The 13920-nt window shown below is 73.2% G+C and carries 10 protein-coding genes; 6 read left to right on the top strand and 4 right to left on the bottom strand.

The window, feature by feature from the left end:
• Nucleotides 1-134 precede the first annotated feature (134 nt).
• The 3 genes from BJY14_RS23525 (at nucleotide 135) to BJY14_RS23515 (ending at nucleotide 3673) form a co-directional block, all read left to right on the top strand.
• Nucleotides 135-1250 (top strand): baeRF2 domain-containing protein, encoded by a 1116-nt coding sequence (locus BJY14_RS23525; RefSeq protein ID WP_179845609.1) that lies wholly within the window; start codon nucleotides 135-137, stop codon nucleotides 1248-1250.
• A gap of 73 nt (nucleotides 1251-1323) precedes the next feature.
• A complete protein-coding gene (polX, locus tag BJY14_RS23520; protein WP_179845608.1) occupies nucleotides 1324-3042 on the top strand; it encodes a DNA polymerase/3'-5' exonuclease PolX in 1719 nt (572 codons plus the stop codon).
• A 127-nt stretch (nucleotides 3043-3169) separates the two neighbouring features.
• Nucleotides 3170-3673: a DUF2267 domain-containing protein gene (locus BJY14_RS23515; RefSeq protein WP_179845607.1), complete on the top strand. Its 504-nt coding sequence runs from the start codon at nucleotides 3170-3172 to the stop codon at nucleotides 3671-3673.
• Nucleotides 3674-3722: 49 nt separating this feature from the next.
• On the opposite strand, the gene BJY14_RS45490 is transcribed toward BJY14_RS23515, so the two are convergent.
• Together BJY14_RS45490 and BJY14_RS23505 are read right to left on the bottom strand one after the other, a co-directional pair.
• Nucleotides 3723-5195 (bottom strand): phosphoribosyltransferase, encoded by a 1473-nt coding sequence (locus BJY14_RS45490; RefSeq protein ID WP_179845606.1) that lies wholly within the window; start codon nucleotides 5193-5195, stop codon nucleotides 3723-3725.
• A gap of 2 nt (nucleotides 5196-5197) precedes the next feature.
• Entirely contained in the window at nucleotides 5198-6079 is an 882-nt protein-coding gene (locus tag BJY14_RS23505) for a universal stress protein (RefSeq protein ID WP_179845605.1), read from the bottom strand.
• 109 nt (nucleotides 6080-6188) lie between these two features.
• Between BJY14_RS23505 and BJY14_RS23500 the strand changes: the two genes are divergently transcribed.
• Entirely contained in the window at nucleotides 6189-9794 is a 3606-nt protein-coding gene (locus tag BJY14_RS23500) for a hydantoinase B/oxoprolinase family protein (RefSeq protein ID WP_179845604.1), read from the top strand.
• Here BJY14_RS23500 and BJY14_RS23495 read toward each other — a convergent pair.
• Complete coding sequence (locus BJY14_RS23495; RefSeq protein WP_246396059.1) at nucleotides 9782-11002, bottom strand: serine hydrolase domain-containing protein; 1221 nt, start codon at nucleotides 11000-11002, stop codon at nucleotides 9782-9784. The two genes, BJY14_RS23500 and BJY14_RS23495, sit on opposite strands and share 13 nt — an antisense overlap.
• 169 nt (nucleotides 11003-11171) lie before the next feature.
• On the opposite strand from BJY14_RS23495, the gene BJY14_RS23490 reads away from it, so the two are divergent.
• Entirely contained in the window at nucleotides 11172-12542 is a 1371-nt protein-coding gene (locus BJY14_RS23490) for an erythromycin esterase family protein (RefSeq protein ID WP_179845603.1), read from the top strand.
• Nucleotides 12543-12597: 55 nt separating this feature from the next.
• Here the strand turns inward: BJY14_RS23490 and BJY14_RS23485 are convergent, their stop codons facing one another.
• On the bottom strand, nucleotides 12598-13551 hold the full coding sequence (locus BJY14_RS23485) for a ribose-phosphate diphosphokinase (protein WP_246396058.1): 954 nt from the start codon (nucleotides 13549-13551) through the stop codon (nucleotides 12598-12600).
• Between the two features lie 161 nt (nucleotides 13552-13712).
• Here BJY14_RS23485 and BJY14_RS23480 point away from each other — a divergent pair, with 161 nt between their 5' ends.
• On the top strand, nucleotides 13713-13916 hold the full coding sequence (locus BJY14_RS23480) for a DUF1918 domain-containing protein (RefSeq protein WP_179845602.1): 204 nt from the start codon (nucleotides 13713-13715) through the stop codon (nucleotides 13914-13916).
• Nucleotides 13917-13920 lie beyond the last annotated feature (4 nt).

Below are 13920 nucleotides of genomic sequence, written 5' to 3'. Positions count from 1 at the left end.
TCAGTGTGGTGCACGGCCCGGCGCGGGCGAAGGCGGCGCGCGCCGCGGTCCGTTACGGGCGGACTCACGAAGGTCCGGCGACCTTCGGACCTTCGTCCCTAATCGGACGGCGGCCCGCTGTACAGGCTGTTGGCATGAGGCCGGACGAGATGATCGCCACCGAGACCCTGCGTCGGCTCTGCTCCGGAGGGCCGGTGACATCGGTCTACTTCAACCTGACCGCCCCTCCCGGGGAGGAGGACGCCGCGCTGCGCTGGGAACGGATGGGCAGGCGGCTCCGCGCGCAGGGAGCCGGCGGCGCCGTCGTGGACGCGCTGGACCGGCTGGTCGCGAGGGCGGAGCCGGGATCGGGGGCGCTGGCCGCGTTCGCGTTCGACGGCGACCCCGAGCCCACGGTGGTGGAGATGCCGGACGCCCGGCAGCCCGACCTCGCCGTCCACGGCCCCGTGCCGCGCCTCCTGCCGCTGCTGGCGTGGCTCCAGGAACGCCCGCCGTACGTGCTCACCCTCGTCGACCGCAAGGGCGCCGACATCGAGACGTGCCGAGGCGGGACGCGGACCGCGACCACGAGGACGATCGACGGCCCCGACGACGAGATCGTGCGCAACGCGCCGGGCGGCTGGTCCCAGTCGCGCCACCAGCACCGCGCCGAGGACTCCTGGGAGCACAACGCGACCCGGGTCGCGCACGCCCTGGCGGACGACCTCGCCGCGACCGGGGCGCACGTGCTGCTCCTCGGCGGCGACGTGCGCGCCATGCAGTACCTGACCAAGCACCTTCCCGACGGCGTCCGCCATGAGGTGACCGTCGGCCACGTCTCCGGAGGACGGAACCGGGACGGCGCGCGGCGGCGCCGCCAGACGCAGGTCCGGGAGCAGGTGAGCCGGTGGGCGGACGAGGAGACCCGCGGGCTGCTGGAGCGGCTGGACGAGGGGCGGGGCCCGTCCGGCCTGGCGGTGGAGGGCGCGGCCGCCACCCTGCGGGCGCTGGCCCGCGGCCGGGTCGACACGCTGCTGGTCGCCGACGACCCCGCCGACCGGAGGACGGCCTGGTTCGGCCCCGCGCCGACGCAGGTGTCCGACCGGCGGACGTCCCTCGCCGAGACGGGCGCGGACCCGGTGGAGCACGGGCGGCTGGTGGACGTCGCCGTCCGCGCCGCCGTGCTCACCGGAGCGGAGGTGCGCGTCCTGGAGCCCGGGGCTCCGGACCTTCCCGCGCAGGGCATCGGAGCCCTGTGCCGTTATGCCTGAAGCGCCGTTATGCCCGAAGCGCCGGCACGGCTGAAGCGCCGCGGCCCGGCGGGATTGTGAGGGGACGGGTGTCATGCGCGTCAACGACGAGGTGGGGGCCCTGCTGGACGAGTACGCCGACCTGCTGGCGATCACCGGCGGGGAGGCGTTCAAGGTGCGCGTCTACCAGAAGGCGGCCCGCTCGGTGGCGGGCGACCCCGCCGACCTCGTGGGCCTGGACGACGCGGGCCTGCGCGGCATCCCGAACGTGGGCAGGTCGATCGCGGCGAAGATCGAGGAGTACCTGACCACCGGGAGCATCCACGAGCTGGAGGAGCTGCGGGCGCGGATCCCGGTGGGCGTCCGGCAGCTGACGCTGATCCCGACGCTCGGCCCGAAGAAGGCGATGGTCCTCTACCACGAGCGCGGGATCGACTCGGTGGAGGCGCTGGCACGGGCCCTCGACACCGGCAGCCTGCACGGCCTGGCCGGGTTCGGCGCCAAGACCGAGGAGAACCTGCGGCACGGGATCGAGATCCTGCACAAGGCGGGGCGGCGCGTCCCGCTCGGGACGGCGATGGAACTGGCCGAGACCATCGTGGCCGACCTGTCCGCGGTCGCCGGCTGTGAGAGCTGCGCGTTCGCCGGGTCCCTGCGGCGCATGAGGGACACGGTCGGGGACATCGACGTGCTGGCCACGTCCGACCGGCCGGCGGCGCTGATGAAGGCCTTCGTGGAGCTGCCGCTGGTCGAGCAGGTCATCGCGGCCGGGGACACCAAGACCTCGATCCGCACCGGCTCCGGCCTCCAGGTGGACCTGCGGGTGGTGCCGCCCGAGGACTGGGGCGCCGCCCTGCAGTACTTCACCGGGTCCCGGGCGCACAACATCCGCACCCGGGAGATCGCCGTCCACGCGGGGCTCAAGCTGTCGGAGTACGGGCTGTTCGACGTCGAGACCGGGGCCAAGATCGTGTCGGCGGCGGAGGACGAGGTGTACGCCAGGCTCGGGCTGCCGTGGATCCCGCCGCCGCTGCGCGAGGACAGCGGGGAGATCGAGGCGGCGCTGCGCGGGGAACTGCCCGACCTGGTCACCGAGGCCGACGTCCGGGGCGACCTGCACACCCACACCGACCTGTCGGACGGCCTGGCGAGCCTGCCCGACATGGTCGCCGCCGCCGCGGTGCGCGGGTACTCCTACTACGCCGTCACCGACCACGCGCCGGGCCTGGCCATGCAGCGGATGACCGACGAGAAGACGCTGGCCCAGCGCGAGCAGGTCCGCGCGCTGGACGGCCGGTGCGGCGGCATGCGGGTGCTGCACGGCACCGAGCTCAACATCGACCCCGACGGCGGCGTGGACTGGCCGGGCGGCTTCCTGGCCGGGTTCGACGTGTGCGTCGCCTCGGTCCACTCCCACTTCGACCAGCCGAGCGAGCTGATGACCCGGCGGCTGGTGCGCGCCTGCGAGAACCCCTACGTCGACGTCCTCGGCCATCCCACCGCCCGGCAGATCGGCCGGCGCCCTCCGGTCGAGGCCGACTGGGACGAGGTGTTCGCCGCCTGCGCGCGCACCGGGACCGTCCTGGAGATCGACTCGTCCCCCGACCGGCTCGACCTGCCCGCCGAGCACATCCGCCGCGCCCGCCGCCACGGCGTCAGGTTCGCCGTCGACACCGACGCCCACGCCGTCCCGCACCTGGCGCACCTGCGCTACGGGATCGGCACCGCGCAGCGCGGCTGGCTCGCCCCGGGCGAGATCGTCAACACCTGGCCCGCGGACGAGCTGATCGCCTTCCTGCGGGCGCACCGCTGACCCTCGCAGCCGCCCGGACCTGCGGAAACGCTCCCGACCTGGGGACCTTCGTCCCTGCCGCCGCGCGCTCGGGCGGCGGCAGGCTGGAATCGTCCGTGTTCGCCGAGACCGCTCTGGAGCCGTTGCGATGACGTTCACAGGGATACATGGGCTGGATCGGAGCATCGACACCACCAACCGGTGGATCGCCGATGTGGCCGCGGCGTTCGGCACCGAGGACCGCCGGTTCGCCTACCGGGCGCTCCGGGCCTGGATGCACACGCTGCGCGACCGGCTGACCGTCGAGGCCGCCGCGAATCTGGCCGCGCAGCTGCCCGAACTGCTGCGCGGGGTGTACTACGACGGGTGGAGCCCAGGTCACGTGCCCCGCAAGTACGACCTGCGCGAGGTCACCGTCCACTTCGCCGAGCAGGCGCGCATCGGACGCGACGACGTGCCCAAGACGGCGGCGATCGTCACCGGGGTCGTGTCCGCCAAGATGGCTCCCGGGGGCGTGGACCAGGCGCTGTGGAAGCTGCCCGAGGAGCTGCGCGGTCTCTTCCGGCCGGCCGGCGGGCCGGAACCCGCCGCAGCACGTCCCGCCGCACGTCCCGCGGCCGGCCCCGCGGCGGCGCCCCGGGCCGTCATGTGAGCGCGGGCCTGTGAGCTCACAGGCCGTCTGAGTTCACAGGCCGTGGCCGTCAGCGCAGGTGGGTGAGGAACCAGTCCCTGGCGTGGTCGGTCACGGCCTGAAGAGCGCCCGGCTCCTCGAACAGGTGGGTGGCGCCCGGCACGACGGTCAGCTGGGTCGGGCAGCGCATCCGCTCCTGTGCCAGCTGGTTGAGGCCCAGCACCTGCCGGTCCGCGCCCCCCACGATGAGCAGGGTGGGGGCGCGGACGTCGCCGAGGCGGCGCTCGGCCAGGTCGGGACGCCCGCCGCGGGACACGACGGCGGCGATGTCGGCGCCGGGCTCGGCGGCGGCCCAGAGCGCCGCCGCCGCGCCGGTGCTCGCCCCGAAGTAGCCGATGCGCGCGCCGGCAGTCTCCGGCCGGTCGCGGAGCCACCCGGTGGCGGCGACGAGCCGCGCGGCGAGCATCCCGATGTCGAACACGTTGCCGCGGTCGAGTTCCTCCCCGGTGGTCAGCAGATCGAACAGCAGCGTGCCGAGGCCCGCCCGGTTGAGCCCGGCGGCGACCAGCCGGTTGCGCGGGCTGTGCCGGCTGCTCCCGCTGCCGTGCGCGAACGCCACCACCCCGGTGGCCCGCGCGGGCACGGTGAGATGCCCGGTGAGCTCCACGAACCCGCCGTCGATCCACACCTCCTCGTCGACCGCCGGCGGGTCGTCCGCGGCCGGACCGGACGCCTCGGACGGGTTCGTGGCCCCCGCCGGATGAGCGCCCCCGCCCAGGTTGGCGATCCTGCCGGGATCGGCCGATCCGCCGGGGTTGGTGGCCCCGCCGGGATGGGCCGGGTCGGGTGGAGTGCCGGGGTCGGGCGGTGCGGCCGGGTCGGCATCGTGCCGGGCGCTCGCCGGCGGCGTCGCGGCGCGTTCCAGAAGCTCGACGACCTCGCCGTCGGACGTCTGGCCGAACTCCCGGTACCACTGCCCGACGGCGAAGAAGAGTTCCGGTTCCATCAGGCACACCACGTCGTCGGCGATGCGGCGCAGGGCGGCGATGGTGTCGGGCGAGCCGACGGGGACCGCCAGGACGACGCGCCGGGCGCCCTGGGCGCGGGCGACCTCGCAGGCGGCCCGCGCGGTGGCGCCGGTGGCGACGCCGTCGTCCACGATGACGGCCGTGCGGCCGCTCACCTCGACACGCGGACGGCCGCGGCGGAAGCGCTCGACGCGGACGTCGAGTTCGGCCTGCTCGCGCCGTTGCGCGTCGACCACGTCGGCCTCGCCGACGCCCGTGTGCCGGATGATCTCGTCGTTGACGATCAGCACGCCGCCCTCGCCGATGGCGCCCATGGCCAGCTCGGGCTGGAACGGCACGCCCAGCTTGCGGACCACGATCACGTCCAGCGGGGCGCGCAGCTCCCGGGCGACCTCGAACGCGACGGGCACCCCGCCGCGCGGCAGGCCCAGCACGACGGCGTCCTGGCCGCGCAGGCCCTCCAGCCGCTCGGCCAGCCGCCGTCCGGCGTCGGCGCGGTCGTCGAAGTCCAGCATCGTCACCTCCCGGGTTCGGGCGCGGGCACCACCGCCACCGGGCAGCGGGCCTCGTGCAGCGCGACCTGGGGCACCGGCCCCAGGAGCATCTGGGGCAGCGACCCGATCCCCCGGACGCCGACGACCAGCAGGGCGGCGCCGTGGGAGGCGCTCACCAGGGCCCGCCGCGGCGCGTCCAGGATGAACTTGGTCTCGATCAGCACCTCGGGCCGCTCGGTCCGCCACGGCGCGACGGCCCGCTCGAAGCGCGCGATCGCCTCGTGCCTGACGGCCTGCGTGTCGATGAAGGGGACCCGGTCCGGTCCGGGCAGCGCGGCCGGATCCCACCAGCCGCACACCGCCGTCACCGGGTCGTGGTGCAGCGCGGCCTCCTCGACGGCGAAGCCGAGGGCCGCGTCGCCCGCCGGCGAGCCGTCCACGCCGACCACGATCCGCCCGCCGTCCAGCCGCGTGGGCGACCGCACGACGACGACCGGGCAGGAGGCGTGGGACGCGACCTGGACCGCGGTGGAGCCCACCGGGAGCCCCTCGAACCCGCCGTGGCCGCGCGAGCCGAGCACGACCACGACGGCGCCGCGGGACGCCTTCAGGAACGCGGCCGCCGCCGACCCCTGCTCCAGGCACCACCGGACCTCGAGGTCGCCGGCGAAGGCGCGGGCCTTGCGGACGCCCTCGTCTGCCACGATCGCGCCCTCGCTCCGCAGGATCTCCAGGGTGTCCTTGTCCGGCGGACGCATCGGATAGGGCCAGTGCCACACGTGGCAGACGGTGAGGGCGAGGCCGCGGAGCCGCGCCTCCGCCGCCCCCCACTGGAGCGCCTGCTCGGCGGCGGGGGACCCGTCGTAGCCGACAAAGACGGAGCGCATCTCGTTCTGATCGCCCATCGGCCGCCTCCCTCCTCTACCGCGAGGGTGTTTCCATCCTCTACCGCGAGGGTGTTTCCATCCTCATCGAACGGAAACGGCCCAGGTAGAAGCGGTTTCGGAGGTCGCCATGGCGGCGCGCTGGGAGTTCTGGATCGATCGCGGCGGCACGTTCACCGACGTGGTCGGCCGGCGGCCGGACGGCACGCTCGTCACCGACAAGCTCCTCTCCGAGGACAGGGCGCGCTACCGGGACGCGGCCGTCGCCGGGATCAGGCGCCTCCTCGGGGTCGCGCCCGGCGCCCGCATCCCGGCGGAACTGATCGCGGGCGTGCGGCTCGGCACGACGGTGGCGACGAACGCCCTGCTCGAACGCACGGGCGAACCGACCGTCCTGGTCGTCACCGAGGGCTTCCGGGACGCGCTGCGGATCGCCTACCAGAACCGGCCGCGCATCTTCGCCCGGGAGATCGTGCTGCCCGAGACGCTCTACGCGCGGGTGATCGAGGCGAGGGAGCGGATCGACGCGCACGGGCGGGTGCTGGTCCCGCTGGACGAGGGCGCGGTCGAGCGCGAGCTGCGCGCGGCCTACGACGACGGGTTCCGCTCGGTGGCGGTCGTGTCGATGCACGCCTACCGGCACCCCGTCCACGAGATCGCGATCGGGAGGATCGCGCGCCGGATCGGCTTCCCCCAGGTCTCGGAGTCGCACGCGACGAGCCCGCTGATGCGGCTGGTCTCGCGCGGCGACACCACCGTCGTCGACGCCTACCTCTCGCCCATCCTGCGCCGGTACGTGGACAGGGTCGCGGGAGAGTTGGACGGCGCCCCGATCATGTTCATGCAGTCCAGCGGCGGCCTCACCGAGGCGCACGGCTTCCGCGGCAAGGACTCGATCCTGTCCGGCCCGGCGGGCGGCATCGTCGGCATGGCGCGGACGTCGGCGGCGGCGGGCTTCCACCGGGTCATCGGCTTCGACATGGGCGGCACCTCCACCGACGTCTCGCACTACGCGGGCGAGTTCGAGCGCCAGTACGAGACGCAGGTGGCGGGGGTGCGGATGCGGGCGCCGATGCTGAGCATCCACACGGTCGCGGCCGGCGGCGGCTCGGTGCTGCGCTTCGACGGCGGCCGGTACCGGGTCGGCCCCGACTCCGCCGGCGCCGACCCCGGGCCCGCCTGCTACCGGCGCGGCGGCCCGCTCACCGTCACCGACGCCAACGTGATGCTCGGACGGATCCGCCCCGACCACTTCCCGCACGTCTTCGGCCCGGACGGCGACCGGGCCCTGGACGCCGCGGTCGTCCGGGACCGCTTCGCCGCCCTGGCCGGCGAGATCGGCGACGGCCGCCCGCCCGAGGACGTCGCCGCCGGGTTCCTGCGCATCGCGGTGGCGAACATGGCCAACGCGATCAAGAAGATCTCCGTCCAGCGCGGCTACGACGTCACCGGGTACGTCCTCGCCACCTTCGGCGGGGCGGGCGGGCAGCACGCCTGCGCGGTCGCCGACGCGCTCGGCATGCGGCAGGTGCTCGTCCACCCGCTGGCGGGAGTGCTGTCGGCGTACGGGATGGGACTGGCCGACGTCACGGCCATGCGGGAGTGCGCGGTGGAGGCGCCGCTGAGCGAGGACCTGCTGCCCGAGCTGGACGCGACCTTGGGAAGGCTGGGGGACGACGCGCGCGGCGAGCTGCGGGACGAGGGGATGGACGCCAGGCACGTCGTGCGCCGCGCCCACCTGCGCTACGCGGGCACCGACACCGCCCTCCTGGTGCGCGCCGGGCCCGTGGAGGCGATGGTCGCCGAGTTCGAGGAGGCCTACCGGCGCCGCTTCTCCTTCCTCATGCGGGACAAGCAGATCGTCGTGGAGGCCGTGTCGGTCGAAGCGGTGAGCAGCGACGACAGGGCTGCCGAGACGCCTGTCGCGGGCGTCGGCGAAGGCCCGGCCGAGGCCGCGCGCGTCCCGATGCACGTCGACGGCGCATGGCGCGACGTCGACCTGTACCGGCGGGAGGGGCTGCGGCCCGGCGACGCCGTCCCCGGCCCGGCGATCATCGTGGAGGCCAACGCCACGACCGTCGTCGACCCGGGCTGGCGGGCGGCCGTGAACGACCTCGGCCACCTGCTCCTGGACCGGGTGGCGGCCCGGTCCGGCGGGCGCGCCGTCGGCACCGGGGCCGACCCCGTCATGCTGGAGATCTTCAACAACCTGTTCATGTCGATCGCCGAGCAGATGGGCGTCCGGCTGCGCGGCACCGCGCACTCGGTCAACATCAAGGAACGGCTGGACTTCTCCTGCGCGATCTTCGACGCGTCCGGCGGGCTCATCGCCAACGCACCGCACATCCCCGTCCACCTCGGCTCGATGGGGGCGTCCATCAAGGAGCTCGTCCGGCGCCGCCGCGCCTCCGGGGGCATGCGGCCGGGCGAGGTCTACGTGCTCAACGACCCCTACCACGGGGGCACCCACCTGCCGGACGTCACCGTCGTCACCCCGGTCTTCCTCCAGGACGTCGCGTCCGGGGCGGCCGGTGACGGAGCCGCCGAGATCTCCTTCTTCGTCGCGTCCCGCGGCCACCACGCCGAGATCGGCGGCATCACGCCGGGGTCGATGCCGGCCTTCAGCGCGCGGGTGGAGGAGGAGGGCGTGCTGATCGACAACTGGCCGCTGGTCGAGGGCGGCCGGCTGCGGGAGGAGGAGACGGTGGAGCTGCTGACCTCGGCGCCCTACCCGTCCCGCAACCCGCTCGACAACGTCGCCGACCTGCGCGCCCAGATCGCCGCCAACGAGAAGGGCGTCGTCGAGCTGCGCGACATGGTCCGCCACTTCGGCCTGGACGTCGTGCACGCCTACATGCGCCACGTCCAGGACAACGCCGAGGAGGCGGTCCGCCAGGTGATCACCGCGCTGCGGGACGGCTCCTGCGCCTACGAGCTGGACGACGGCTCCGTGATCGAAGTCGCGGTGCGGGTCGACCGCCGCGCCCGCACGGCGGAGATCGACTTCACCGGCACCTCGCCCCAGTCTGCCGGTAACGCCAACGCGCCGTCGTCGGTGGCGATGGCCGCGGTCCTGTACGTGTTCCGCACGCTGGTGGCCGAGGACATCCCGCTGAACTCCGGGTGCCTCACGCCGCTGCACGTCACGATCCCGCCGGGCTCGATGCTCGCGCCGCGCTACCCGGCGGCCGTGGCGGCGGGCAACGTCGAGACGTCCCAGGCCGTGACCGGCGCCCTGTACGCCGCGCTGGGAGTGATGGCCGAGGGCTCCGGCACGATGAACAACGTCACCTTCGGCAACGAGCGCCACCAGTACTACGAGACGGTGGCGAGCGGATCCGGCGCCGGGGACGGCTTCGACGGCGCCGACGTCGTCCAGACCCACATGACCAACTCCCGGCTCACCGACCCCGAGGTGCTGGAGTGGCGCTACCCCGTCCTGCTGGAGGACTTCGAGATCCGGCGCGGGAGCGGCGGAGCGGGACGGTGGCGCGGAGGCGACGGCGGCCGGCGGCGCATCCGCTTCCTCGAACCGATGACGGTGACCACGCTGTGCAGCCACCGGCGCGTCCCGCCGTACGGGATGGCGGGCGGCGGGCCGGGCGCGCTGGGACGGCAGTGGGTCCAGCGCGCCGACGGCTCCGTGACGCCGATGGAGGGCCGCGACTCGCTCACCGTCGGCGCCGGGGACGTCTTCGTCATCGAGACGCCCGGCGGCGGTGGCTACGGCCGGTGATCCGCGTTCTTCGTGCGGCTCCCCTTCTTGGAGCCGGTGCAGTACTCGGCGGTCACCGCCTGCTCGGTGAGCCTGACCTGGTTGACGGCGTCGGTGGTGAAGACGAACGACATCGAGTGCCGGCCGCCCTTCGTGCTGCCCGTCCAGGTCTCCCAGCCGTCCAGGGTCCCGCCGTTGCCGTACGCCTTCACGCCGCACGGCGGTGTGGCGATCACCGCCCCGAGCCCGTAGCGGAACATGTCGCTGCCGGGGTAGGGCTGCGAGCCGGGGACGGGACGCAGCATCGCCCGCAGAAGCCGTCCGGGCAGGAGCCGTCCGCCGAGCAGGGCGGCGTCGAACCGGTCGAGGTCGCCGACGGTGGAGATCAGGTCACCCGTGGCGCGCGCGAACGTGGTGTTGACGTCGGTGGTGTCCTTCAGCTCCGCCGGGTCGTCCGCCACCGGCGTGTACCCGTGCAGGTGCGGGCCGCGGATCCGCGGGTTCGTGCCCGGGAAGTAGGTGCCGCGCAGGCGCAGCGGCCGGATCAGCCGCTTGTTGATCTCGTGGACGTACGTCCGGCCGGTGACGCGCTGGATGACCATGCCGAGCAGCACGTAGTTGGTGTCGGAGTAGCGCCACGAGGTGCCGGGCGGGAAGTCGGGCGGATACTCCAGGCCCGCCTCCGCCAGCTCCCGCAGGGTGAAGTCGTGCCGCGGGTCGGTGACGGCGATCTCCTCGATGCGGGGATTGTTGGTGTAGTCGGCGATCCCGCTGGTGTGGTTCAGCAGCATCCGCATCGTGATCTTGTCGCCCTGGTACCCGTTGCCCTCGACGACACCGGGGATCACCTGGTCGACGGTGTCACCCAGGCGCAGCCGCCGCTCGGCGACGAGTTGCAGGACCACCGTCGCCACGAAGATCTTGGTGATGCTGCCGGCCCGGAACTTCATGTACGCCCTCGGCGGGCGCCGGGTCGTGAGGTCGGCGACCCCGCTGGAGAGGTTCAGGACCCGGTGCGGCGTGCGTGATTGGGCGAGCGCACCCGGAGCGCCTTGCCGTACGGCCTCGTCCAGGACGGCCTGGAGAGCCTTCCCCGACTTGCCGCCCCCGGCCTCGTCCAACGGCTGGACGGACGCCACCGCACCACCGGCGGTGTTCATCGAGACGGCGAGCGCCAAGGCGGCGGAGGCGAGACACCCGGCACGTCCATATGTCCTTAGAGTCATCATGTTGTCACTCTAAGTGAGAGACGTCCCCTTCGACCGACCCCGATGCAAGGTTTACCTTTCCCGGGCGATGACCAGAGATCACGAATGGAAAGATCAGCACAGGCCGCGCATCTGTGGGGCCCGCGTCCTTTCACGTCGACACGATCCACCTTTTGCGAGGTCGGCAGATATGTTAATGATTCGTGCCGGTAAACTCCCGGCATTCGTCACCGCACTGGCGCTCGGCGTGTGCTCGTTCACGCCGGCGGCCGCGCACGCCCAGCAGCCCGTCCCCGGCAACGAGCGGGCGGTGGTGCGCGCGCTCGACCGGGGCGCCCATCCCCTGCTGACCACCGAGCCGGACGACGGCACGCGCGACCTGCGCGCACTCGGACGGATGATCGGCGACACCCCCGTGGTCGGGCTGGGTGAGGCCACCCACGGGACCCACCAGTTCTTCAGCTTCAAGCAACGCGTCTTCGAATACCTGGTCAAGGAAAAGGGATTCACGACGTTCATGCTGGAACTGAACTGGGGCACCGGGCTCCGGCTGAACGACTACGTCCTGTACGGCAAGGGCGACCCGGCCGCGATCATGCGGCAGGAGTTCCAGCAGAACTACCGCCTGTTCGCCAACGAGGACTATCTGCGCCTCATCAGGTGGATGCGCCATTACAACACCGGGAACCCGAAGCGTCCCCTGCAGTTCATGGGCGACGACGTCTACTTCACCAACATCGTGATCTTCCAGGAGATCTTCCGGTACGTCCGCGAGCGCGGCCGCGCCGACCTCATCCCGAAGCTCAAGGCCCTGTACGACGGGCTGATCCCCACCACCGACCTCAACACCTGGGAGCGGCGGTACGACGCCAAGCCCATGCGCGAGCGCGAGCGCGTGCAGCGGCAGGCGTGGCAGGCCCTGCGGATCGTCGAGAGCCTGCGCCGGGGGGCTCCCCGGAAGGCCGCCGAATGGGCCGAGCAGCAGGCGAACGTCGCGTTCTGGATCGCCAAGACGCACGCCGCCGAGGACTTCTCCGGACCGCGCGACGAGGCCATGGCGCTGAACACCGTGTGGTGGTACCGCCACATGAAGAGCAAGACGCTGCTCTCCGCCCACAACGCCCATGTCGGGTATCTGGGTGAGTTCCCGCCGCACACGTTCAAGCGGCAGGGGACCTGGCTGCGCCAGATCCTCGGGCCCCGCTACCTGGCCATGGGCGCCAGCTTCTACAAGGGGACGTTCACGGCGCTCGACGAGAACACCGGGTACATCCGGAGGTTCACCGTGGGCCCGCCGCCGCCGATCAACGCCGAGCAGGTGCTGAACCGCGTGCCCTTCCCGAAGTACTACCTCGACATGCGCACGGTGGACCAGCCGGCGCGCTCGTGGCTGAGGGAGGAGCACCAGGTCCGGTACATCACGGCGGTGTACTCGCCGACGGCGGTGGAGGAGAACAACATCGTGCAGCCGCTGGGACGCACCTACAGCGTCCTGTACGAGCTGCGCGACACCACACCGTCCAACCTGATCCCGGGGATTCCGCTGGGGCCGGGCCACTAGCGCTGGTGAGCGGGCCGGGTCCTGCGGGGCCCGGCCCGCTCGGCGTCCGTGCGCGTCACCCGCGCACCATCAGGGAGTCCAGTGACTGCCCGTTGTGCAGGCGGCCGATGGCGTCGGCGATCAACGGGGCCACGGACCGCACCCGCGTCCGCGGCTCCCGCGCCCCGCCTGCCGGGAGCGTGTCGGTGACCAGCAGGCAGCGGATCGGGAGCCGGCCGAGCCGGTCCCGCGCGGCGTCCACCAGCGGCCCGTGTGCCGCGGCCACGGTGATGTCGGGCGAGGCGCCGTGGGCCAGCAGGACGCGCACGGCCGCCTCGATCGTCCCGCCCGTGCTGATCATGTCGTCCACGATGACGGCGGGCCGGTCCCGCACGTCGCCGACCAGCTCCTCGGCGTGCACCCTCGCACCGCTCACCCGCGTCTTGCGCACCACGGCGACCGGCCGCCGCAGCAGCCGCGCGCAGTGCTCGGCGAGCTTGACCGCGCCGAGGTCGGGCGCCACCAGCACGGCCGTCTCGGAGGTCAGCTCCGCCAGCTCCTCGGCCAGGATCGGGACGGCCGTCAGCATCTCCACCGGAACCGGGCACATGGCCTCCAGGGCGACGGTGTGCGGCTCCACCACGATCAGCCGGTCCGCCCCCGCCGAGGCCAGCGCACCGAGCACCACCTTGGCCCCCACCGCCTGGCCCGCCCTGCCCCGGCGATCCTGCCTGGCATACCCGAAGTACGGGAGGACCGCGGTGACCGTCTCGGCGCCGCCCCGGCGGCACGCGTCCAGGAGCAGCAGCGCCTCGACGAGGTGGTCGTTGACCGCGGGCCCGGTGGGCTGCACGACGTAGACGTCCCCGCCCTGCACGCCGGACACGACGGGCCGCAGCTCGCCGTCCGGGAACCGCTCGACCTCACAGGGCACCGGCCGGACGCCCAGCGCGGCCGCGACGGCGGCCGCCAGCCCCGGATGGGCGGTACCCGCGACGATCCGGGCCGGCATCGTGCTCCTGTCGGACATCGTCCTCCCGTCGGCCGCTCTCCCGGAGTCCTTCCCCTCCCCCGGCCGGATAGCCGGATTAGCCGCATATCGACTGACCTGCACATATATGGACCTTTGGCCCTGGCGGCGCCCCGCCGTCCGGCCGCACGATGGACTCGACGTTACGTGAGGGGGACACGATGCGAGCCAGCGAAGGCGACCGGCTGATCGTCCACGGGCACCACGTGGGCGAGGCGGCGCGCAGGGCCGAGATCCTCGAAGTGCACGGACGGGACGGAGAGCCGCCCTACCTGGTGCGGTGGGACGACGGCCACGAGAGCACGTTCTTCCCGTCCTCGGACTCCACCATCGAGCACCAGCCGGCCGAATGGGCGAAGCGGTAGAGCG

The sequence above is a fragment of the Actinomadura luteofluorescens genome (assembly GCF_013409365.1).
GTDB lineage: Bacteria > Actinomycetota > Actinomycetes > Streptosporangiales > Streptosporangiaceae > Spirillospora > Spirillospora luteofluorescens.
The sequence above is the reverse complement of the archived record's forward strand: the minus strand, read 5'-3'. Positions and strand labels throughout refer to the sequence as shown.

What these genes read in the sequence shown, in the direction of transcription:
- BJY14_RS23505 (WP_179845605.1), bottom strand. Translation starts at nt 6,079, where the DNA reads ATGGGCGATCAGAACGAGATGCGCTCCGTCTTTGTCGGCTACGACGGG.
- BJY14_RS23480 (WP_179845602.1), top strand. Translation starts at nt 13,713, where the DNA reads ATGCGAGCCAGCGAAGGCGACCGGCTGATCGTCCACGGGCACCACGTG.
- BJY14_RS23490 (WP_179845603.1), top strand. Translation starts at nt 11,172, where the DNA reads ATGTTAATGATTCGTGCCGGTAAACTCCCGGCATTCGTCACCGCACTG.
- polX (WP_179845608.1), top strand. Translation starts at nt 1,324, where the DNA reads ATGCGCGTCAACGACGAGGTGGGGGCCCTGCTGGACGAGTACGCCGAC.
- BJY14_RS23515 (WP_179845607.1), top strand. Translation starts at nt 3,170, where the DNA reads ATGACGTTCACAGGGATACATGGGCTGGATCGGAGCATCGACACCACC.
- BJY14_RS45490 (WP_179845606.1), bottom strand. Translation starts at nt 5,195, where the DNA reads ATGCTGGACTTCGACGACCGCGCCGACGCCGGACGGCGGCTGGCCGAG.
- BJY14_RS23525 (WP_179845609.1), top strand. Translation starts at nt 135, where the DNA reads ATGAGGCCGGACGAGATGATCGCCACCGAGACCCTGCGTCGGCTCTGC.
- BJY14_RS23500 (WP_179845604.1), top strand. Translation starts at nt 6,189, where the DNA reads ATGGCGGCGCGCTGGGAGTTCTGGATCGATCGCGGCGGCACGTTCACC.
- BJY14_RS23495 (WP_246396059.1), bottom strand. Translation starts at nt 11,002, where the DNA reads ATGATGACTCTAAGGACATATGGACGTGCCGGGTGTCTCGCCTCCGCC.
- BJY14_RS23485 (WP_246396058.1), bottom strand. Translation starts at nt 13,551, where the DNA reads ATGTCCGACAGGAGCACGATGCCGGCCCGGATCGTCGCGGGTACCGCC.